Below are 21,552 nucleotides of genomic sequence, written 5' to 3' on the forward strand. Positions count from 1 at the left end.
GAGTCCAATCGTTATCGCTATGAACCATCAAAGGCCGGCGCGAGCGTGTTCCATATTAACGCTAAGGCTACCGGCCCTTCGCACATTAACGTCGCGCACTGAAAATTAACGGGACAGCGCCATCCGAACCCGTCTTGGGGCCAGGCAGTCTTTGGCCGGCACGGCTTGCGCGCTGCCACCGATCGCGGCGCGCACGGTGAAGACGGCCACGACCTCGGTCAGCCGCTCGGCCTGGGCCCGCATTGTCTCGGCGGTGCCGACCGCCTGCTCGACCACGGCGAGGTTCTGCCTGGTGGCCTGGTCCATGGCGGCGATGACCTTGCGCACCCGGACGATGTTCGAGGCTTGTCCGGAACTGGCGGCATCGATGGTGTGCAGCAGGCTGGCCACCTGCTCGACCCGATCCAGCATGTCGCGCATCGTGCCGCCGGCGGCATCGGCAATGCCGACCCCCGATTCGATGGCGCCGGTCGACTCGCCGATCAGCGTCTTGATTTCCTTCGCCGCCGCCGCCGAGTGCTGCGCCAGGTTGCGGACCTCGGAGGCGACCACGGCAAAGCCGCGCCCTTCGGCGCCTGCGCGCGCCGCTTCCACCGCCGCATTCAGGGCCAGGATATTCGTTTGAAAAGCAATGCTGTCGATCATGGCGGTGATGTCGCCGATCCGGGCCGCGAGCTGGCGAATGGTCGCCATGCGCTCGACCATCTGTTTCACCGCACCGGCTCCCTGCCGGGCCACGTTTGATGCGGCCAGGGCCAGTTCGCTGGCGTCGTGGGCGTTCGCGTGGTTCTGCTGGACCGCTTCGGTCAGCTCGGCCATGGCCTGGACGGTCGCATCCAGGTTGTTCGCCTGCGCCTCGGTGCGCTGGGCGAGCTCGCGGTTGCCGGAAGCCATGTCGGCCGAGGCCTGGTCGATCATGCGCGCGCTGTCGAGCACCTTCGCAACGGTGTCCGAGACCCCGCCGGTCATGTGATTGAGTGCGTCGAACAGGCGTCCGATCTCGTCGCCGCGTGCATGTGCGATCGTGACGCTGAGATCGCCGCGCGCCACATGTTCGGCCAGGCGGACGGCCTGCTGGAGTGGCGTCACGATGCTGCGGGTCAGCAGCCAGCCACTGCAACAACCGACGAGCAGCGCCGCGCCGCCGAGGACCAGCAACAACACGCGGCTGCTGGAAAAGGCGCGGGCCGAGTCGGCGGCGGACGCATGCGCGGCCTGCGTATGGTAGGCAAGCAGGGCTTCGAGCGCGCCGGTGTGGGCGGCGAAGGTTTGCGCCAGCGCGCCGCTCAGTTGCTCGACTTCCTGGAGCTTGCCCAGTTCTTTTGCCTGGAAGACTTGCCGGCACAGCTGCGCATACGCATTTTTTCGTTGCGCGGCAGTTGCGATCAGGGCGCGTTCGGCCTGGCTGGGCTGGAGCGCGGCGACGCGTGATTCGAGGGCGGCAGCAATTTTCTCGCCCTGCGCAAGCTGGGCCTGGAAATGATCGGCCGCTTCCAGGCTGTCGCTGCGTGCGATGGACTCGGCGCGCAAGCCATTCAGGCGAGCAATACCCAGCAAGTCGGAAGTCAGCTGCTGACGCGCCAGCTTGTTGTTCACGAGGTCGCTCGTCGTGGCGTCGGCAGCCTGCATGCGCCATAAGGAAACGACCGAGATGATGATGATGGCAAGCGAAACGAAGGCGAAAGCGCTTACAATTTTGGTACCGGTACTGAATCCTGGAAGGCGCATGGTGGAATACGAGGTGAGTGTTGAACCAGGCGGAGTGTAGGTAGACATTGTTATTTGGCAATGACTTGTTCCAAGAATAAATTTCCGTACGCACAGCGTAGGAGTAGGCCTAGCAGCAGGCAGGAAGCTTGGCTGTTCCCTGTTGCCCTATTCATCGGTAGATTGCGTGGGAGACCATTTTTGCTGACTTGCACTTGGGTAGGAGCTCAGGCAGGCACCCGACGACGTCGTTCACGAGGAAGGTTTTAAAATGGAAACTTTAATGGATCGCCGCACGACCGTAGAGCCGGCACGTTCCGGCTTTGCGCCATTTTCGGACATTGTCAAACAGGGAATCTTGTTGCAAGCCTGGCTGGGCAGCACCGGCGCGGTCGAGTACCTGAAGGCACGCGGTATCGACAGCAAGGTCATTACGCGGGTGCTGGGAGGCGAGTGCCTCCGGAGCAGCGACCATGCGGCGCTCGCGCAGCGCAAGGCGAAGCTCCAGCCGGCTGCTTGAATCCACCCGGCGATGCTGCCCCCTCCTGCCTCGGCAGCCCTGGTCATACGCGCGTCACACAGACGCGTTAGCCTGCGTTTGTCCGCTGCGTCCACACGAGGCCGCGACAGCTTCAGACCGGTCGGCTCGAGTACCGGCACCAAACAAGATCCAGGTCACTCACCTGTCATATTCGCCGACCATACTGGCGCTCCCGCATGACTTCGCGCCGCAAAATGGAAAAGAAGGTGAAATCCGCCGAGGCGCCTCCAGCGCCTGCGCTCGAGCGCGCTGACCAGTTCCTTAACCGTGAACTCTCGCTGCTCGAATTCAACCGCCGCGTCCTGGCCCAGGCCGAGGACGAGCGCCTGCCACTGCTCGAGCGGCTGCGCTTCCTGTGCATTGTCAGCAGCAATCTCGACGAGTTCTTCGAAGTGCGCGTCGCCAGCCTGCTGGCGCAGCACACGCTCGAGCGCACGATGGAAGGCATGCCCGAGAGCCTCGCCGCCACGCTCAGCCGTGCGAGCGAGGAATGCCGCAGCCTGATCGCGCGGCAGTATGCGATGCTCAACAACGACATCCTGCCGCGCCTGTCGGAGAATGGCATCCACATGCTGCGCCGGGGCGACCGCAACGCAGCCCAGCGGGCCTGGGTCAAGCAGTATTTCGACAAGGAAGTGCGCCCCCTGCTGACCCCGGTGGGGCTCGATCCAGCCCATCCGTTCCCGCGCGTCATCAACAAAAGCCTGAACTTCATCGTCGAGCTGTCTGGCAAGGATGCGTTCGGGCGCGGCACCGCGATCGCCATCATGAAGGCGCCCCGTGTGCTGCCGCGCGTCATCCGCCTTCCCGACGAGCTGTCGGACCGGCCCGGCGCCTCCTATTGCCTGCTGTCGTCGGTGATCCAGGCCCACCTGCCCGACCTGTTCACCGGCCGCGAAGTGGTTGCTTACTCGCAGTTCCGGGTGACGCGCAACAGCGACCTCTGGGTCGACGAGGAAGAGGTCAAGAATTTGCGCCAGGCGCTGCAAAGCGAGCTGCACAGCAGGCAATACGGTTTTGCCGTCCGTCTCGAGGTGGGCCGCGGCTGCCCGCCCATGCTGTCGAACTTCCTGCGCGACCAGTTCGGCATCGACGACAGCCGCGTGTTCGCCGTCGACGGCCCGGTGAACATGGGCCGCCTGCTCGAAATCGTCAACAGCCCCGCCCTCCCGGAGCTGAAATACCAGCCCTACCTGCCCGGCTTTCCTGCCAAGTTCAATCCGCTGGACATCTTCGGCATGCTGGCGCGCCAGGACGTGCTGCTGCACCATCCCTTCCAGTCCTTCCAGCCGGTCATCGATTTCATCCAGGCGGCGGCGAACGACCCGGCCGTGGTGGCGATCAAGCAGACCATCTACCGCGCCGGCATGGACTCGGAACTGATGGAAGCGCTGATCAGCGCGGCGGAAGGCGGCAAGGAAGTCACCGTCATCGTCGAACTGATGGCGCGCTTCGACGAAGAGGCCAACATCAACTGGGCCGAACGGCTCGAGGAAGCAGGCGCGCAGGTAGTGTACGGCGTGGTCGGCCTCAAGACCCACGCCAAGATGGCGCTCGTGCTGCGCCGCGAACCGTCCGGGCTGCGCCGTTACGCGCACCTCGGCACCGGCAACTACAACCCGACCACCGCGCGCCACTACTCCGATATCGGGCTGCTGACCTCGGACGCCAACCTGACCGCCGACGTCAACGAGGTCTTCATCCACCTGACCAGCATGACCAAGCCCAAGCAGCTCAGCTGCATGTGGCTGGCGCCGTTCTCGCTGCAAAAGGAACTGGTGCGCGTGATCCGCCAGGAAGCGGCCATCGCGCGCGGCGGCAAACCGGGACGCATCATCGCCAAGATGAATTCGCTGACCGACGAAACCGTGATCCGCGCCCTCTACGAGGCTTCCGGCGATGGCGTCAAGATCGACCTGATCGTGCGCGGCGCCTGCTCGCTGCGCCCGGGCGTACCTGGCTTGTCGAGCAACATCAAGGTGCGTTCGATCGTCGGGCGCTTCCTCGAGCACACCCGGATCTTTTATTTCCGGAATAACCTGAAGCACGATATCTACCTCAGCAGCGCCGACTGGATGAACCGCAACCTGTTGCGGCGCATCGAGATTGCGTTTCCGATCAACTCGCCGGCCCTCAAAAAACGCCTGCTGCGCGAAGGGCTGCAGCCCTACCTGCAGGACAACGTCAGTGCTTGGGAACTCGGGAGCGACGGCAAGTACCGGCGCCGCAAGCTGCGCTCCGGGCAAAAGCCCTTCAACGCCCAGGAAACGCTGATGGAACTGCTCGGCGCCAGCGCTGCGGGCGAGTCTCCCAAAGGAGAGTGAAATGGATTTGATCCTGTGGCGCCACGCCGAAGCCGAAGACGGAACGCCGGACGCCAAACGCAAGCTCACTTCTAAGGGCAAGCGCCACGCCGCACGCGTCGGCGCCTGGCTCGACGGCCAGTTGCCGGAGCAATGCCGCGTGCTGGTCAGCCCGGCGCTGCGCTGCGTGCAAACCGCCGACGCATTCGGGCGCCGCTACACGATCCATGAAGCCCTGAATACCGAATCGACGCCGGAACAGCTGCTGGAGGCCTGCGGCTGGCCCGGGCACCGCTTCCCCGCCCTGCTGGTCGGCCACCAGCCGCAGCTGGGGCAGCTGGCGGCGCTGATCCTGGCCGGCGCCAGCCAGCCCTGGAAAATCCGCAAGGGCGGGGTGTTCTGGATCAAGGGCTCGGATGCCGACGACAACCTGCCCTTCATCCGGCTGGCGGTCGGCCCGGAACTGATCGGCAAGCTGCGCTGACTTCCTGAAAAAACCCTGCGCTACCCGGCCTGGGCTTCCCGGAACTGGAAGGCCAGGCCGACGTCCTGCCAGGCCTCGCATTCGCGTTCGAGCCAGAAGCGCATGGTCGGATGACGCAGCAGCCAGCCCGGCGCCAGCTCGACCTCGATCCGGTTTTTCATGCGCAGCCTGAAGCCGCCGAGATCGTCGTCGACGCGGGCGTGCATGCAGGCCACCGCCAGCCGCAGCGCCAGCACCATGCGCGCCAGTTCCGGCTCGGCCACGGCCTCGCGGATCTTGCGCACATTGCCCTTGTGCCCGAGCACGAGCATGGCCATCAGGCGCTGCTCGCGCGTGGTGAAACCCGCCAGGTCGACATGCTCGACCAGATAGGCGCCATGCTTGTGGGCACCCGAATGCGACACGGCCAGGCCGATTTCGTGCAGCATGCAGGCCCAGCCGAGGTAATGCAGGCCGCCGGCGTCGCTGGACTGGCTTGTCTGCAGCTGCCCGTAGAGGCGCAGCGCAATCGCCGCGACACGCCGGGCGCGGCCATCGTCGACGCCGAAACGCGCCATGCAGGCCTGGATCGCCAGGTCGCGCCGGTCATGGCGCTGGGCGCGCAACTCGAGGTCGGACAAGGCCCCCAGGCGCAGGCCGGCATTGATCGCGCCGACCCGTTCGATACCGAATTCCTCGATGGCGCCGATCAGGATGCTGACCCCGCCCAGCACCGCCACCACGCGCTCGGGCTTCAGGCCCGGCAGCTCGACCCGGTCGACATGCCCGCAGGCGACCAGGGCCTCGCGCAGCGCGTTCAGGCCCGCCAGCGACAGCGTGCCGTCGCCCAGCTTGCCGCGCGCGATGGTCTCGGCCATGGCGCGCATCGTGCCCGACGAGCCGTAGACGGCGCTCCAGCCATGGTCGCGGTAGGCGCCGGCGGCATCTTCGAACATGGCGCGCGCCATCGTGATGCCGGCGTCGAACCTGGCATGTTCGATGCGTCCGTCGGGAAAGAAGTTCGATGCCTGGGGCTGGGTGCCGATGCTGAACGATTCCACCAGCGCGATGGCGTCGCCACGGCCGGCGATGACCTCGGTCGAGCCGCCGCCGATATCGATTACCAGGCGCAATTCCTCCGGCTCGGCGCGCGCATGCGCCACGCCCATGTAGACCAGCCTGCCCTCTTCTTCGCCGGAAATGATTTCGATCGGATAGCCGAGCGCTTTTTCCGCCAGCGGCAGCACTTCGCGCACATTGCGCGCGACGCGCAGGGTATTCGTGCCGACCACCCGCACCCCGTCGAGCCGGTACTGGCCCAGGATGTCGGAGAAACCCGACAAGCTCTGCAGCGCCGTTTCGATTGCCGCCGCGGTCAGGTTGCCATCCGGCCCGAGACCGGCCGCCAGGCGCACCGGATCGCGCGCGCTGCGGACGATCCGCATCTTGCCGTCGACCGGTTCGCCGATATGTAGACGAAAACTGTTCGATCCCAGATCGACTGCTGCAAACATACGCGTGACTTTCCTCAATTTAGTAGTCGAAGTGTACAGCCGTCGGCGCGACAGCGGAAACACGGATAGGGTAGGATCGAGCAATGTCATCGAGGGTCGGCCAGCGCTGCGTTGCGTTGAGTGCCTGCTAGTGTCAACCGCTAAAAGGACCATCATGGAAACCGAACTGAAGTTGCAAGTGCCGCCCGCCCAGCTCGAGCGGATGCGCCAGCACCCGATGCTGGCCGAGCACGCCACTGCAGGCGCGCAAGAACACCATCTGGTCGACATTTATTACGACACCGCCGGACACGATCTCTGGAAACAAGGCCTGACGCTGCGCGTGCGCGAAGACGGCGGGCAATGGATCCAGACCGTGAAAACGGCGGCGGCGACTTCGCCCGGCCTGCACGAGCGCGGTGAATGGGAGTGCGTGCTGCCCGATGGTACGCCACAACCGGCGCTGCTGGCGCGCCAGATCAAACCGGCGCCGCTGTCGCAGCTGCTGTCGCGTCCCGAGGTAGCCGGGCACCTGGTGCCGATCTTCCGCAACGTCACGCGCCGCACCACCTGGGCCTTGAAATGGCCCGACGGCGACGAGGTCGAATGCGCGCTCGACGCCGGGCGCATCGAATCGGGCGAACGCCATGCCGAGATCGCCGAACTGGAACTGGAAATCAAGCGTGGCTCGTCGGCCCACCTGTTCGAACTGGCGCTGGCGCTGCATGCCGATATTCCGCTGCGCATGTCGAACGGCAGCAAGGCGGCGCGCGGCTTCGCCATGCTCGAGGATAAACCGGCCCATCCGGTCAAGGCGGAGCCGGTCGAGCTCGACCGCCGGGCAACGCTGGAAGACACTTTCCAGCTGATCGGCCTGAATTGCCTGCGCCAGCTCGAGGCGAACGTGCCGGGCGTGCTCAAGCAGGACGTCGAGAGCCTGCACCAGATGCGCGTCGGACTGCGGCGCCTGCGCGCGCTGGTGGATATGTTCGAGGAGCTGGCGCCGGCGCCGGCCGAGGTGCGGGACGGGCTCGAATGGCTGGCCGGGGCGCTCGGCGCGACGCGCGACTGGGACGTGCTGGCGGACTCCACGCTCGACAGGATCCACGGCATCGATCCGGCGCCGCTGCGGCTTGCCGTCCGGGCGCGGGCCGACAAGCTGCACAAGGAGTTGCTGCAGACCTTGAATACGCCGCGCTTCACCCAGGTGCTGCTGAACCTGAACGGCTGGCTGCACGGACGCGGATGGCGCCTGGGAGTGCCCCTGCCGAAGCACTCGCCCCTGGCCGGACGCGCGGACAAGGCCTGCCTGCCGCTGCTGCGCAAGGCCGAACGGCGCCTCGGCAAGCGCATCGGCGACTTCGACGGCAAGGCGCCGGAACAGCGCCACCGGATCCGCATCGCCGCCAAGAAAGCACGTTACGGCGCCGAGTTCTTCCGCGACCTGCTGCCGACCAAGGACGTCAAGCGCTATGTGTCGCGGCTGTCGGACCTGCAGGACCACCTGGGCTTGCTCAACGATTTTGCGGTGGCCGAGCAATTGCTGCCGGAACTACAGAAAGGCAATGGCGAACTGGCGCGCCAGGCGGCTTACGCACGCGGCTACCTGGTCGCCGCGGCGGAAGCCGACACCGGCGAGCTGGCCGCTTCGCTCAAGGCGGTGGCCAAGATGCGCCTGCCGCGCTGACCGCAGCACCTCGCGAAGCTCAGGCGCAGGCCGGTACGGGCACGACGAAATAGCGTGCTTCGAAGTCCTGCGGCGCCAGCGGCCGCGAAATATAGTAGCCCTGGACTTCGTCGCAGCCGAGTTCCTGGAGGATGCGCAACTGGGCAGCCGTTTCGACGCCTTCGGCCACGACTGTCATGCGCAACGCGTGCGCCATCGAGACGATGGCCTCGAAAAATACCCTGCCTTCACCCTGGTCGAGCTCGGCGGTGAAGGCGCGGTCCACCTTCAGCACATCCATCTTCAGGGTGCGCAGCTGCGACAGCGACGAGTAGCCGGTGCCGAAATCGTCCAGGTGCAGCTTGATCCCGAGCGCACGCAGCGCCGCCAGTTCCGCCAGCACCTCGGCCTGCTCGCCCATCATGGCGGACTCGGTGACCTCGACCTCGACCAGGACGGCAGGCACATCGTGGCGCTGCAGCGCCGCTTCGATCTGGCGCACCAGCGTGCCGCGCCCGAATTGCCTGGGCGAGACGTTGATCGATACCGGCACCGGCTGCATCCCGCACGCGCGCCAGGCGGCCAGCTGGGCGCATGCCTTGTCGATCACGAGCGCGCCGATCCGCAGGATCAGGTCGCTTGACTCGGCGAGCGGAATGAACTCGCCCGGCGGGACCATGCCCGATTCGGGATGCTGCCAGCGCACCAATGCTTCCATGCTGAGCAGCTCGCCGGAGAGCGGAGCGACCCGCGGCTGGTAATGCAGGAGGAACTGGTCGCACTCGACCGCCTTCGTCAATTGCCCCTTGAGACGGGCACGGCGCGTAATTTCGCCCGACAGGAAATGGTCGAAAAAGCGGTATTGCCCCTTGCCCTGGTCCTTGGCGGCGTACATGGCGATATCGGCATTGCGGATCAGGGTGCCGGCGTCGCTGCCGTCGCGCGGGAACAGGCTGATGCCGACCGAGGCGCCGATGACGGCCTGTGCGCCTTCGTCCAGGGTAAACGGCACCCTGAAGGCTGCCACGATGCGTTCGGCCACTGCCGCGATGCCGCGCTCGTCGTGCCCGGGCCGCAGCAGCACCACGAATTCGTCGCCGCCGAAGCGCACCAGCTGGTCGCTGGGCCGCAGCAGCGTGCCGAGACGGCGCGCCGCGGCTGCCAGCACCTGGTCGCCGACGGCATGGCCATGCGAATCGTTGACCGCCTTGAATTCGTCGAGGTCGATGAACAGCAAGGCCAGGCCTGCGTCTTCCTGGGGCGCGTCCAGCAGCGCCGGAATGAAGTTCAGCAGCCAGCTGCGGTTGCGCAGGCCGGTGAGCGGATCTTCGTTGGCCAGGCGCTCCAGGTCGGTCTCGTGCTGCTTGCGTTCGCTGATGTCCTGCAAGGTCACGGCCAGGCCATCGCCAACGCGCACCAGCCGCCGGCGGCCCCAGGTGATGGTGAGCCGTTCGTCGAGCGGCATGCGCCGGTCTTCCTCATAAAAGCCGTTCGCCATCGCCAGCCGGTAGGTAGCGATGACTTCCTCGCCGGCGATGCCGGCGTCAAGGGCCGAGACGGCGCGCCCGACCAGGTCGGCGCGGCGCATGCCGTAGAAGGAGGCGCCGCGCTCGTTGCAGTCGACGATCCTGAAGTCGACCACCTGGCCCTTGCGGTCGCGCAGCGGCACGGCCATGTAGAAACCGTCGTTGGCGCTTTCCGTCGCCGTGCGGTAGGCCAGGCGGATCGCCTCGTGCTCGCGTTCGCGCGCGGCCGCGCGCAGGGACAGCACGCTGGCCAGGCCGGACAGCACCAGCAGGCAAACGCTGGCGGCGACGGCGCGGTCACGGCTTTCTTGCCAGTGCAGCAGCGCGCTGGCGCTACCCTCGTTCTGGGACAGGGCCACGATGGCGACAACCGGATAAACAGGGGAAGCTTGCCAGCCGAGCGCACGGGCCTTGCCGTCGTGGAAAGCCCGTGCGCCGGCCAGGCGCGGTGCGCCTGCGGTGCTGCCGAGCGCGGCCAGGTCGAGGATGGGCGCATCGTGCATGCGGGCGGCGCCTCCCTGCTCGATCCAGGATTTGCCGTCGCTATCGGCAATGGCCAGCAAGCCGTCGCGCCCCAGCGTCGACTGGTCGACAAAGGAGGTGAAATAGGCGCCGTCCATCGCCATCACGACAATGCCGTCGAACTCGTCGTCGGCGCGGTCGAGCCTGCGCGTGAACAGCACCGTCCGGCGGCCGGGCCCGAATCCAGCGGGCGCCAGGTCGACCCGCAATGCGGTGGAATTGTTGTTCTTGTGCTGGACAAAGAAAGCAGTCTGCGCGACCGACGGCGGCAGGCTGGCGCGCGCAGTGGACGAGCGTATGGCGCCGTCCGCACCGACGATGCTGACGGAAATCATCGCGTCATCGGTGAACATGCCGCTGGTGCGCATGTCCTCGAGCAGGGTAGCGCGGTGCGAATCCTCCCAGCCGTACTTGAGCTGCATGGTGATCTGGTCCATCTGCGCGATGGAACGGGTGACATATTGCTCGTAGGCCCTGGCGTAGGTATCGGTTTCCTTGAGCACCTGGGCCTCGGCCTGCGTGGCTTCGGAATCGGCGCGCAGGATGGTGACTGTCCACAGCGCAATCACGCACAGGATGGCAAGAACGGGCCACAAGCCGGCAAGGAAGCGATTGGTGCGGGAAAGCGAGGAGGTGGCGGATTGGATCATGCACATCACCGCCGGGACGGCGCAAAGGTTGCCGATGAGCCAGCCGGCGCATCAACGCGGCAGGAAGGAGGATCCCTGCAGACAAGAGAGCTTATCTGGTAAATATGACAGTTTGGTGACTAAGGGAAATAGATATTTCATATTTGCACATTTTTATCCGAACAAACCATGCAGGAACCACCTCGGATCGGCATCCTCGGCCGCTCCGACGATGCGTTCGCGGTACACCCAGTACAGCGTATGGTCCTGCCCTTCGGCGATGAAATAGTCGCGTGTCTGGGTCTGGCTCCACCAGCCGGCCTCGATCCGCTCGGGGGTGGACGCCATCCTCAATGGCGATCCATAAAATGGCCGGTGGTTGCGCATCAGCAGGGCAATCGGCTTCGCCAGGATCCAGGTCGGGCGCGGCAAGCTCTGCACGTCCGGTGGCATCTGCGCCGAGCGCACCGATTCGCGCACCTTTTGCTGCAGCGGCACCCAGGCATTGGCCACCTCGGGGCGGTAATCGGCCTGGGGCAGCGCCTGCAGCACATTGTCCGGGCCGAGACGCGCCACGAGCAGCTCCAGCATGCGCACCCGGTCTTCCTCGCTGCCGCCGGGTTCCGGAAACAGCGACTCGCTGGGCGGCGCCATCGGCTGCAACCGGGCCGCGTCCAGCGCCAGGCCGATCACGGGCGCCTCGAGCACGACCTGCGCCAGGCGCTCGCGCAGCAGGCGCACCAGGTGCTCGTCGCGCCAGGTCGGTTCGCCCAATGCGATCTCGACTGCCGTGGGCGCACGCGCCACCCTGCCCCGCTCGTGTTCGAGCAGCAGCGTGATGCGCTCGACCGCCAGCTGGCGCGCGCACAGCCAGCCGGTCAGCTGCTGGACCAGCATTTCGGCGCCCATCAGGCATTCGGCGGCGTTCTCGATGCGGTCGAACAGTTCGATCTTCGCATGGAAGACGGTCGGCGCTTCGATCCATTCGAACAGTTCGGGCGCCATGCCGTAGGCGGCATCGAGGGTATCGAGCAGCGCGCGCCCGCAGCGCCGCTGCAAACCCGGTCGCGGCAGGCGCCGCAGCGCGGCCAGGTCGGCACAGCCGATGCCCTCGAACCAGGCGGCAAACGGACGCGCCGGCAGCGGCAAGGTACTCGGCAAGCGGTCGAGCCGGCGCGTGAGCGCATCGATCGTCAGCACGCGCCCGGCGCGGCGCCGCGCCAGCATCCAGCTGCCGCGTGCGGTCGGCGCGCAGCTGAGGAAACCGGAAAACCCGAGCGCGCGCAGGCTGGCGCGCACGCGCCGGCACAGGGCGCGGATGCCGCCGAACAGGCGCAGGCTGGCGCCGATGTCGATCAGCAGGGTCGATTCCTCGGCCTGGGCCACCTGCGGCGTGTACTGCAGCAGCGCCATCGCCACCGCATGCAGGGCGCCCGCCTCGCGCTCGGGCGAACGCTCGACGATGCGCGCCTCGGGCATCAGCATCAGCACCCCGCCGCGGCGCATGCCGAGGGCCACGCCGGCGGCGCGCGCCAGGGGCGATGCCGCCAGCACGCGCTCGTGCTCGAGCACCACGCAGCCCAGGTCAGTTGACCAGTTCGGGCTGAAAACCTCGAGCGGTAACTGGGGCAGGTAGAGGCCGATCCACAGGCGCATGGCGTTGAAGTAAAGGAGGGGTGAGTGGCAGGAATAGCGGCGCATCGCGCTGCGGCCCCCGGCGTTTGATAAAACCGATGTCGAGCCCGCCCAATGCCGGCCGCAAGGACAGGCGCAGCGGCGACGGCGACGAATCCTGGGCGCTGGCAAGCGGGCGCATCATGAAGAACAGGGTCTCGCCGCATTGCGCCGCCAGGTGCAGCCGGCGCAGGCTCTCGCCGCGCGCATGGTTGGCCCAGAACAGCAGCGCCCCGCAACTGCCGCTGCGCAGCACCTGCTCGGCCGCCCACAGCGCATCGGCCCCGCGCGCGGCGCGCAGCCAGATCAGCTGCGAGGGCGGAACGCCAAGCGCCGCCATGGCCAGCGCCTGCGGCGGATGCGGCGGCTGCAGCAGCACGATGCGGCGTGAGGCCGCCGCCGCCAGCGCCGGGCGCAGCAGGCGCATTTCGCCGATGCCGGGCTGCTGCAAGAGCAAATCGATGAGGGTACCGGTGGGCCAGCCGCCCCCCGGCAACTGCTTCGACAGGGCGGGATGCCCGCTGTCGACACAGCGCGTGCTGGAATGCGCCAGCTGCGAGGCGCGCCACAGCGAAGGATGCAACTGCTCCGGCGCGATAGTGTTTTTTGAACAAGACATAAATGGGCGCATTGCACAGGGCAACGCAGAAATACTGTATGGATGTACAGTACTCGCTTGTTCAGCTTTTGGCAAGATGTGGATAGTTTGAAAACATCCGGCGCTTGCCTGAATGAACGACTGTGCTTGCTGGAAGAGCAACATTGCTCGTACACTGAGGCTCGGCGTGCCTCCGCCAATGAACAGGGATGGATCAGAAAAATGAGTTTAGACAGCCACCAATCGGTCTACCGTGAACGCCTCTTGGAGCATCTGCTTATTGGAGAATTGCTGAAGCATTCATGGATTTACTCTGGAGCCACGCTCGAAGTGTCTCAGCCTTCTATCGACAGATCCGGACATGACATCGTCCTCGAAGCCAATGGGGTGACCCGCCACGTGCAGTTGAAGGCGTCTTCGTCATCCGCAACCACCTCTGTACAGAAGGTCCATCTCGGCCTTGGAACCAAGCCATCAGGCTGTGTAGTCTGGGTTCGATTTGATCCGAAAACGATGAAACTTGGGCCATTTTTATTCTTTGGTTCATTGCCGGGTCAGATGCTGCCGTCTTTGATTGAATTCCGCCAAGCCAAGCATACGAAGGGTGACGCCGATGGAGTAAAGAAATTCCGGCCAAATTTGCGTATTGTCCCGATGTCGAAGTTCAAAAAGATCGGCGATATTCCCGCTCTTTACCATGCACCCTTCGGTGGGGCAGACCTGACCCCGATTCCTTGAAGGTGAGTACCGTAGATACCTGTAATGAATCGGTTGTAGACATTAATGGCGCTACCTCTTGTCCTCACCAGCGATCCTTGGCACCGCAAAGATCCAGAAAAACAAGCTGTACGACGCCTACCACGAACACCATTTACCAATCGCCTCACCAGGACCACCGATGACCAAGAAACTGCTTTCCGTACTCCTCGCTGCCATGCTCCTGCCAGGCGCCGTCCATGCAAACGAACTGTCGAAGGCAGTCGCGAAAGACTACGACACCCACCTCGCGCCGCTGCTCGATTACCTGCACCGCAATCCCGAGCTCTCCTTCCTGGAAGTGAAAACCGCGGCGCGCATGGCCAAGGAATTGCGCGCGGCAGGTTTCACGGTCACCGAAGGCGTCGGCGGCACCGGCGTGGTGGCGATCCTGAAGAACGGGCCTGGCCCGCTGGTGATGATGCGCGCCGACATGGATGGCTTGCCGATGCTGGAAAAATCCGGCCTGCCGAATGCCTCGACCGCGACCCAGAAAGACATGGAAGGCAACATGACGCCGGTGGCGCATGCCTGCGGCCATGACATCCACATGACCAGCCTGGTCGGCACGGCGCGCCGCATGGCGGCCGAGCGCGCCACATGGTCGGGCACCCTGATGCTGGTCGGGCAGCCGGCCGAGGAGCGCATCGGCGGCGCGCTGGCGATGATGAAGGACGGCCTCTATAAACGCTTCGGCAAGCCGGATTTCGCGCTGGGCTTTCACGTCAAGGCCGACATGGCAACCGGCAAGGTGCACGCCTCCGAGGTCTCGCCCTATTCCGGCGCCGACACCGTCGAAATCGCGATCAAGGGCGTTGGCGCCCACGGCGCCCAGCCGCACCGCGGCAAGGACCCGATCGTACTCGGCGCGATGATCGTGATGGGCCTGCAAACCATCGTCAGCCGCGAACTGAGCCCGCGCGAGCCGGGCCTGATCACGGTCGGTTCCTTCCATGGCGGCACCAAGGCCAACATCATCGGCGACAACGCCAAGCTGCAACTGACCGTGCGCAGCGAGAGCCCGAAGACGCGCGAGCTGCTGCTGGGCGCCATCAAGCGCATGGCCGAGAACACGGCGCGCGCCGCCGGCATGGCGGAGAACGAACTGCCGGAAGTGAAACTGGTCGATACGCCGGCGCCGCCGGTCCTGAACAATGTCGAGCTGGTGCGGCGCCTGCGCGCGGCCTGGACCGGCAAGCTGGGCGCCGGCGCGATTGGCGAGGAAGAGTTCCGCGAAGGCATGGGCTCGGAAGACTTCCCGATGTTCGTCACCGATCCGTATATCCCGAGCGTCTATTTCACGGTCGGCGGCACGGCACCGGACACCATCGCCGCCGCCAGGGCAGGTACGTTGCGCCTGCCGAGCCACCACAGCCCGCTGTTCAAGGTGGAGCACGGGCCGGCGGTGCGGATGGGCGTCGAATCGACGGTGGTGGCCTTGCAGGACTTGATGCGCAAGCCTTGATTCTGCATCCGTCTCAAACCAATCGAAGGACCAACAGTTGAAATCAATCCTGTCAACAGCGCTGGCCCTGGCTTTCACCATTCTCTCCTGCCAGGCCACAGCACAAGATGCCATCGACCCGGCGCCGACAGCGCGCTGGTCCCGCACCGCCGACGCCACCATCGCGCGGCAGGAAATCTATCCCGCCGTGCTCGATGGCAGGATCATCGTCGCAGGCGGCGTGCTCTCGCAAGCACCGGGTTTTACCGATCATGTCGAAGCCTATGAGGTAAAAACCGGCCGCTGGACCACGCTCGCGCCCTTGCCCGAAGGACGGCACCATATCGCGTTGGCCGAGGCCGGCGGCAGGATCTATGGCATCGGCGGCTTCTCGGGCGGCATTCCCAACTGGCGCGCCCATGCGACGGTGTTCGTCTACGACGCCCAGGCCAACCGATGGTCGCCGGGTCCCTCCCTGCCCCAGGCGCGGGCCGAAGGCGTGGTAGCGACCGTCAAGGGAAAAATCTATTTCATCGGCGGGCGTGTCCCGACCAGCCCGCAGGCAGCGCACATCAGCGAGCACATCGACACTCGCCGGGGCGAGGCGCTGGACCTGCGCACCGGGCGCTGGGAAGCGATCCTTGACGCGCCCACTGCACGCAACAGCGCAGCGGCGGCCGTCATCGACAACAAGATCTATGTCGTCGGCGGCCGCCAGATGCTCACGCAGGCCGACGGCAGGCAGCGCCCGGTCAATCTCGCCACGCTGGAGGTCTACGACCCTGCTACAAACCGCTGGGAGACGAAGGCGGCGATGCCCCAGGCCCAGGGTGGCCTGGCAGCGGCTGCCCATGGGGGCAAGCTGTATGCCTTCGGTGGCGAGCAGTTTGTCCCGACCAGCAAAGTGTTCGCCGATGCCTGGGTCTACGATCCGAAGACGGACCGCTGGGCGGCCCTGCCTCCCATGCCGACCCCACGGCACGGACACGGCGCCGCTGTCGTCGGCAACCGTATTTTCCTGATGGGTGGCGGTGAAAAAGTCGGGGTGGCCGCCAGCCGGGTGCAGGAAGTGCTCGAGCTCCCGGCAAAATAGGACCAACTACGCCATGCCCACTCCTCTCAAACACGCTCTGTTAGTCTCTTGCCTGGTGCTAGGCGGCTGCGCCAGCGGCAGGCCGGACGCACAGCTGGAGCAGTATGTCGTGCAAGGCATGGCGCGCACCGGCGCCCAGGGCCTGGCCATTGCGACCATTCACAACGGCGCCGTCACGCAGGTGCGTACCTGGGGCAAGCGCAACGCCAAGGGTGAGCCGCTGACGCCGGACACCGTGATGTACGGGGCCTCGCTGACCAAAGCCGTGTTTGCTTACACGGTGATGCAACTGGTCGAGGAAGGAAAGCTTGGCCTGGATACGTCGATCGCGGCCTACCTGCCAAAGCCGCTTCCCGAGTACACCAATGAGGCGAACAAGTACGCCGCCTGGCAGCATCTCGCAGGCGATGCGCGCTGGCGCAAACTCACGCCGCGCATCCTGCTCACCCATAGCGCCGGCTTTGCCAATTTCGGGTTTCTGGAACCGGACGGAAAACTCAAATTCCATTTCGAACCCGGCACCCGCTATGCCTACTCCGGCGATGGACTGATCCTGCTGCAATTCGTCATTGAACGCGGGTTGGGCCTTGACCTTGGCAAGGAAATGCAGCGGCGCGTGTTCGATCGCTTCGGCATGAAAAACACCAGCATGACCTGGCGTCCCGACTTTGCCGCCAACCTGGCCGACGGCTGGAAAGAAGACGGCGGCGTCGAAGCGCACGACGAACGCAGCAAGACACGGGCCGCCGGCTCGATGGACACGACCATCGCCGATTTCGCCAGGTTCGCGGCGGCTTACGTGCGCGGCGACGGACTCCAAGCAGGGTCCAGGACCGAGTTGACGCGTGCCCAATTGCCGATCACGACCTCGTCCCAATTCCCCTCATTGCAGCCCATCGCCCCTCCCGGGCAACAGCACAAGGACCTGGCCGCCGGCCTGGGTGTCATTACTTTCAATGGACCTCAGGGGCCTGGCTTTCAAAAAGGCGGGCATAACGATTCAACAGGCAACACCTGGGTGTGCCTGGAACGGCAAAAGCACTGCGTGGTCATCTTGTCGAACGATGTCCGGGCTGAACCGCTGTTTCCCGACATCGTCAGAATCGTACTGGGTGAAACGGGCATGCCATGGCGCTGGGAATATGGGCCGATGAAACCCCCGGGCATATGACCAGCGCAAGGAATACACAGGAAAATATGACGTTCACTTTGAAAACACTACTGGCCGGTACAGCGGCAATGTTATCTATTACATGCTCTTCTGCCGATGCCCAGAAAACTACCCGTAGCTTCCCATCGCCGGACGGGGCTTACGTCGCTGTCCTGGTTGGCGAAATCGGCGCCGGCTTTCCTGGTTCGTCCTGTGTCGACACCGTCTTCGTGGTGCCACGCAGCGCTCTTTCATCAGCCAGCTATCCTCCCGCCAGCCGCGCCTATGTCGGCGGCTGCCATTCCCTGAAGATGCGGCAGATAGCCGGTCAATTGATCAAGCCCAGCGCACCCGCACTGCGCTGGACGGCTGCGCGCGAGCTGAGCATCGTCTTTGACCCGAAAGAAGCACGCAAAGGCGTACCGGCGTTTTATTCGGCGACCTCGCTCCACGATGGCGCCCTCAAGATCCGCAACGAGTTCGAATAGTATCAGGGTGCATATTGATGGACTCACCTGGCTGCGTGCTTAATATAGCGGCCCCTCCACATCGCGGGAATCCGTCAGCGTGATCAGGCCTTTTGCAAGGTAGAGCACGATCAGGATGCCGACGATATCGCCCGTGATCATTGCCGTCAGCGCCGTCCAGTCCACCAGCCCGCTTTGCACCCACATCAATGCATGGTTAACAACAGGATTCATCAACCCGCACAGCACCCCGGTAAACAAGAGCCGCTGTGCCGTCAGGTTCCTGAGGCGCGGCCCCAGATCAAACCAGTGTTTCGCGAAAAGATAGGCGAGGTAGGGGCCAATCGATGCGGCTAGCGCACCACTGACGGCTCGAAACGCATCCGGGAAGACGAAATGGTAAAAATTCAGGTAAAGGCTGGCCAGCAGCAGTCCTGCAAAACCGGCGAACCCGAACAGCAGTGTTGCCAGCAAACGGATCCCGGCCGGAAGGAACACCCAGTTGACTCCGTTACTGTGCTCCAGCCGAATGAAGACCAGCTCATTGACCCAATTCAACCCGAGAAAGGCGATGACGGTAATACCAACGTAGGCGAGATTCTTGACGGCTCTTTTCTTCAGGTCGCTCATTGTCGTGTGATGTGATGATCGTGCTGCATTCAGCAAGGAACTTGCCCTCCATTATATCGGCGGCGCGAGCCTGGCCCATCCGGGCAGGCTTACCTGCGCTAGACTTGGGCTGACAAATCAACATGAAAGACCGATATGGCCAATTCCTTCTCAGGCGGCTGCGCATGCGGCGCCATCCGCTACACCAGTGCGCATAAACCCCTTGCCATGATCAACTGCCACTGCACTGATTGCCAGCGCTCGAGCGGCGCGCCTTTTGCGTCGGGCATCGTCGTCATGACGGCCGACCTGGAAATCAGCGGCACGCCGAAGACTTATACCGTGCCGGGAAGCAGCGGCAACCCTGCGACCCGCAGTTTTTGTCCGAACTGCGGCACCCCGTTGTTCACGCAAAGCGAAGCGAACGCGCAATTCACCTCGATTCGCTTCCCCTCGCTCGACGATGCCTCGGACTTCAAGCCGATGCTCGACATTCATACCGCCAGCGCCCAGCCATGGGTGTGCCTCGATCCGGCGATTCCGCACTTTCCGGAATCGCCCCGGCAGCCCGATTGATTCGTGAAATAATGGCGGATCACTACTTATATGCGTGACATGATCCGCTCCACGATGACTGCTCCCTTTCCACCCTGTTCCGGCGCCCGCGCATGACCACGATCCAGCTGGTCGGCGCCATCCTGTTCGCCTGTGCGCTCGTCCATACTTTCTCGGCCAAGGGTTTCGAGATCCTGGCACGGCGTTATCCGCGCCATGGCGGCCTGTTCCACCTGCTCGGCGAAGTCGAAGCCGTGTTCGGCTTCTGGGCCTTCGTCCTGATCGTCGCCATGGCCCTGATCTCCGGAAGCGACGCCGCCATCGATTACGCCGAGTCGCGCCAGTTCACCGAACCCCTGTTCGTCTTCACCGTCATGGTGATCGCGGCGTCCAGGCCGATCCTGGATGCGGTGCGGTCGCTGCTGGGAACGCTTGCGCAGCTGCTGCCGGTGCGTACCGAACTGGCCCTGGCCTGGCTCGGCCTGGCTTTCGTGCCGCTCTCAGGTTCGCTGATCACCGAGCCGGCCGCGATGACGCTCGCGGCGCTGATGCTGGCGCCGCAGGTGTTCCGGCCCGGCATACCGGAAGCGCTGAAATACGGCGCGCTCGGAGTGCTGTTCGTGAACGTGTCGATCGGCGGCACCCTCACCGCCTACGCGGCGCCGCCGGTGCTGATGGTGGCCGGTACCTGGGGCTGGGACAGCGCCTTCATGTTCACCCACTTCGGCTGGCGCGCCGCGCTGGCGGTGCTGATCAACGCCAGCGTCATCACCCTGCTGCTGCGTCCCCACCTGAGGCCAGCCGCCAGCGGCCAGACGACTACGCCGGTGCCGCTCAAGGTCTCGCTCATCCACCTGGCTTTTCTCGCCGCGGTAGTGCTGCTGGCGCACCATCCGGTGCTGTTCCTCGGCCTGTTCCTGCTGTTTCTCGGCTTTACCCAGGCTTATCACCGTCACCAGGATCCGCTGATCCTGAAGGAAGGACTGCTGGTCGGCTTTTTCCTGGCGGGGCTGGTGGTGCTGGGCGGGATGCAGCAGTGGTGGCTGCAGCCGATCGTCTCCAGCCTGGGGCCGACCGCCCTGTTCTTCGGTGCGCTGGCCCTGACCGCCATCACCGACAATGCCGCCCTCACCTATCTCGGTTCGCTGATCGCGGGGCTGTCCGACGAGGCCAAGTACATGCTGGTGGCCGGCGCGGTTGCCGGCGGCGGCCTGACCGTGATCGCCAACGCCCCGAACCCGGCCGGGGCCGCGCTGCTGCGGCGCGGTTTCAACGACGAATCGATCGGCGCCCTCGGCCTGTTCGGCGGCGCACTGGGGCCGACGATCGTGGCGGCCATCCTGTTTTTGATTTGAAGGAGACGAATATGGACGAGACCGTATTAATCGGCAAGATCGGCACCATCGAACGTTGCTGCCGCCGCGCCCGCGACGAATACGAAAAGGATCCGACGACTTTCGTGGGCGACCTGACGCGCCAGGATGCGGCCACCCTGAACGTGATCCGCGCCTGGGAGGCGGCGATCGAAATGGGCGACTACGTGATCGCCGAAGCCAACCTGGGCGCACCGCGCGACGAACGCGAAGTCATCACCATCCTGGCCGAGAACGGCTGGATCGAGGCCACGCTGGCCGAAGACCTGAAGCGCACCGGCGAATTCTGCCGCGCCGAATGGGACCACCAGGCGGCGCCCCTGCCGGCGCTGGTGACGATCATCAAGCGCGGGCTGGACGATTTCGGCGCTTACGGCCAGGCGCTGCTCGCGGGAGCGGGTTAAGGGCCTGCCGGAAGGCCTGGGCGCTCCGTACGCTCCCGTACGGATGGACTGGACAAGAGCGCGCATACTCGGTGCACTTGCTGACAAAGCAATGGCACACCTGCCACCTTCACCCATTGCCTGACCCAGCCCCACGGTCTGCGCATCGCTCCCATTCAAGGAAATCACCATGTCATTCAACCACGCAGTCGTCTGGCTCGACCAGACCGAAGCGCATGTCATTCATTTCAGCCGCAGCGCCGCCGAAACCGACGTCATCAAGACCACCTCGCAGCACAAGAAGGATGGCGTCCAGAACAACAACCGCGCCGTCGAAAGCACGGACTACTTCGACGACGTCGCGACCGCCCTGCTGACGTCGAAAGAAATCCTGATCGTCGGTCCTGGCCAGGAAAAGCTCGGTTTCATGAAGCACCTGACCAAGAGTCATGCCGAGACCGCCGACAAGGTCGTCAGCGTCGAGACGGTCGACCATCCGAACGATGGCCAGCTGCTCGAATATGCGCGCAAGTATTTTGCCAAAGAAGACATGACGAACTGATTGCCGCTTCCGGCAATGCAAAAAGGCCCTTCGCGGGC

Annotated in this window: 19 protein-coding genes; 13 read left to right on the forward strand and 6 right to left on the reverse strand. The window is 64.7% G+C overall.

Annotated elements, in window-relative coordinates:
• Window positions 1–105: 105 nt before the first annotated feature.
• The gene (locus tag AC56KZ_RS06265; protein ID WP_497161292.1) at window positions 106–1,728 is read right to left on the reverse strand and encodes a methyl-accepting chemotaxis protein; all 1,623 of its coding nucleotides are present in this window, start codon (window positions 1,726–1,728) and stop codon (window positions 106–108) included.
• 262 nt (window positions 1,729–1,990) lie between these two features.
• On the opposite strand from AC56KZ_RS06265, the gene AC56KZ_RS06270 reads away from it, so the two are divergent.
• The 3 genes from AC56KZ_RS06270 to AC56KZ_RS06280 all read left to right on the forward strand — a co-directional run bounded on the left by AC56KZ_RS06270 (window position 1,991) and on the right by AC56KZ_RS06280 (window position 5,035).
• Window positions 1,991–2,227: a hypothetical protein gene (locus tag AC56KZ_RS06270; protein ID WP_497161293.1), complete on the forward strand. Its 237-nt coding sequence runs from the start codon at window positions 1,991–1,993 to the stop codon at window positions 2,225–2,227.
• A 197-nt stretch (window positions 2,228–2,424) separates the two neighbouring features.
• Window positions 2,425–4,572, forward strand: a complete 2,148-nt coding sequence (gene ppk1 / locus AC56KZ_RS06275) for a polyphosphate kinase 1 (protein ID WP_497161294.1) — start codon at window positions 2,425–2,427, stop codon at window positions 4,570–4,572.
• A 1-nt stretch (window position 4,573) separates the two neighbouring features.
• Entirely contained in the window at window positions 4,574–5,035 is a 462-nt protein-coding gene (locus AC56KZ_RS06280) for a SixA phosphatase family protein (RefSeq protein WP_497161295.1), read from the forward strand.
• A gap of 20 nt (window positions 5,036–5,055) precedes the next feature.
• Here AC56KZ_RS06280 and AC56KZ_RS06285 read toward each other — a convergent pair whose 3' ends face one another.
• Entirely contained in the window at window positions 5,056–6,528 is a 1,473-nt protein-coding gene (locus AC56KZ_RS06285) for a Ppx/GppA phosphatase family protein (protein WP_497161296.1), read from the reverse strand.
• A gap of 154 nt (window positions 6,529–6,682) precedes the next feature.
• On the opposite strand from AC56KZ_RS06285, the gene AC56KZ_RS06290 reads away from it, so the two are divergent.
• Window positions 6,683–8,194 (forward strand): CYTH and CHAD domain-containing protein, encoded by a 1,512-nt coding sequence (locus tag AC56KZ_RS06290; RefSeq protein WP_497161297.1) that lies wholly within the window; start codon window positions 6,683–6,685, stop codon window positions 8,192–8,194.
• Between the two features lie 19 nt (window positions 8,195–8,213).
• Here AC56KZ_RS06290 and AC56KZ_RS06295 read toward each other — a convergent pair whose 3' ends face one another.
• From AC56KZ_RS06295 to imuA, 3 genes are all read right to left on the reverse strand, one after another.
• A complete protein-coding gene (locus tag AC56KZ_RS06295; RefSeq protein WP_497161298.1) occupies window positions 8,214–10,871 on the reverse strand; it encodes a bifunctional diguanylate cyclase/phosphodiesterase in 2,658 nt (885 codons plus the stop codon).
• A gap of 153 nt (window positions 10,872–11,024) precedes the next feature.
• The gene (locus AC56KZ_RS06300; RefSeq protein WP_497162115.1) at window positions 11,025–12,506 is read right to left on the reverse strand and encodes a Y-family DNA polymerase; all 1,482 of its coding nucleotides are present in this window, start codon (window positions 12,504–12,506) and stop codon (window positions 11,025–11,027) included.
• The gene (gene imuA / locus AC56KZ_RS06305) at window positions 12,436–13,143 is read right to left on the reverse strand and encodes a translesion DNA synthesis-associated protein ImuA (RefSeq protein ID WP_497161299.1); all 708 of its coding nucleotides are present in this window, start codon (window positions 13,141–13,143) and stop codon (window positions 12,436–12,438) included. The genes AC56KZ_RS06300 and imuA overlap by 71 nt, the downstream gene beginning before the upstream one ends.
• Before the next feature lie 201 nt (window positions 13,144–13,344).
• Between imuA and AC56KZ_RS06310 the strand changes: the two genes are divergently transcribed.
• The 5 genes from AC56KZ_RS06310 to AC56KZ_RS06330 all read left to right on the forward strand — a co-directional run bounded on the left by AC56KZ_RS06310 (window position 13,345) and on the right by AC56KZ_RS06330 (window position 18,053).
• Entirely contained in the window at window positions 13,345–13,860 is a 516-nt protein-coding gene (locus tag AC56KZ_RS06310) for a hypothetical protein (RefSeq protein ID WP_497161300.1), read from the forward strand.
• Window positions 13,861–14,020: 160 nt separating this feature from the next.
• Window positions 14,021–15,343, forward strand: a complete 1,323-nt coding sequence (locus AC56KZ_RS06315) for an amidohydrolase (protein ID WP_497161301.1) — start codon at window positions 14,021–14,023, stop codon at window positions 15,341–15,343.
• Window positions 15,344–15,380: 37 nt separating this feature from the next.
• Window positions 15,381–16,415, forward strand: a complete 1,035-nt coding sequence (locus AC56KZ_RS06320; protein ID WP_497161302.1) for a Kelch repeat-containing protein — start codon at window positions 15,381–15,383, stop codon at window positions 16,413–16,415.
• A 13-nt stretch (window positions 16,416–16,428) separates the two neighbouring features.
• Window positions 16,429–17,586 carry a serine hydrolase domain-containing protein gene (locus AC56KZ_RS06325; RefSeq protein ID WP_497161303.1) on the forward strand — a complete coding sequence of 386 codons (1,158 nt, stop codon included), beginning with the start codon at window positions 16,429–16,431 and terminating at the stop codon, window positions 17,584–17,586.
• Between the two features lie 26 nt (window positions 17,587–17,612).
• A complete protein-coding gene (locus AC56KZ_RS06330; RefSeq protein ID WP_497161304.1) occupies window positions 17,613–18,053 on the forward strand; it encodes a hypothetical protein in 441 nt (146 codons plus the stop codon).
• 39 nt (window positions 18,054–18,092) lie between these two features.
• Here AC56KZ_RS06330 and AC56KZ_RS06335 read toward each other — a convergent pair whose 3' ends face one another.
• Window positions 18,093–18,662, reverse strand: coding sequence for a hypothetical protein (locus tag AC56KZ_RS06335; RefSeq protein WP_497161305.1), 570 nt, complete (start codon window positions 18,660–18,662; stop codon window positions 18,093–18,095).
• Window positions 18,663–18,797: 135 nt separating this feature from the next.
• Here AC56KZ_RS06335 and AC56KZ_RS06340 point away from each other — a divergent pair, with 135 nt between their 5' ends.
• The 4 genes from AC56KZ_RS06340 to AC56KZ_RS06355 all read left to right on the forward strand — a co-directional run bounded on the left by AC56KZ_RS06340 (window position 18,798) and on the right by AC56KZ_RS06355 (window position 21,514).
• Window positions 18,798–19,217 carry a GFA family protein gene (locus AC56KZ_RS06340; RefSeq protein ID WP_497161306.1) on the forward strand — a complete coding sequence of 140 codons (420 nt, stop codon included), beginning with the start codon at window positions 18,798–18,800 and terminating at the stop codon, window positions 19,215–19,217.
• Between the two features lie 92 nt (window positions 19,218–19,309).
• On the forward strand, window positions 19,310–20,551 hold the full coding sequence (locus AC56KZ_RS06345; protein ID WP_497161307.1) for a putative Na+/H+ antiporter: 1,242 nt from the start codon (window positions 19,310–19,312) through the stop codon (window positions 20,549–20,551).
• 11 nt (window positions 20,552–20,562) lie between these two features.
• Window positions 20,563–20,973, forward strand: a complete 411-nt coding sequence (gene hepT / locus AC56KZ_RS06350; RefSeq protein ID WP_497161308.1) for a type VII toxin-antitoxin system HepT family RNase toxin — start codon at window positions 20,563–20,565, stop codon at window positions 20,971–20,973.
• A gap of 169 nt (window positions 20,974–21,142) precedes the next feature.
• Complete coding sequence (locus AC56KZ_RS06355) at window positions 21,143–21,514, forward strand: translational machinery protein (protein WP_497161309.1); 372 nt, start codon at window positions 21,143–21,145, stop codon at window positions 21,512–21,514.
• Window positions 21,515–21,552: the final 38 nt, after the last annotated feature.

This window comes from Telluria sp. LT2P34 (assembly GCF_059685915.1).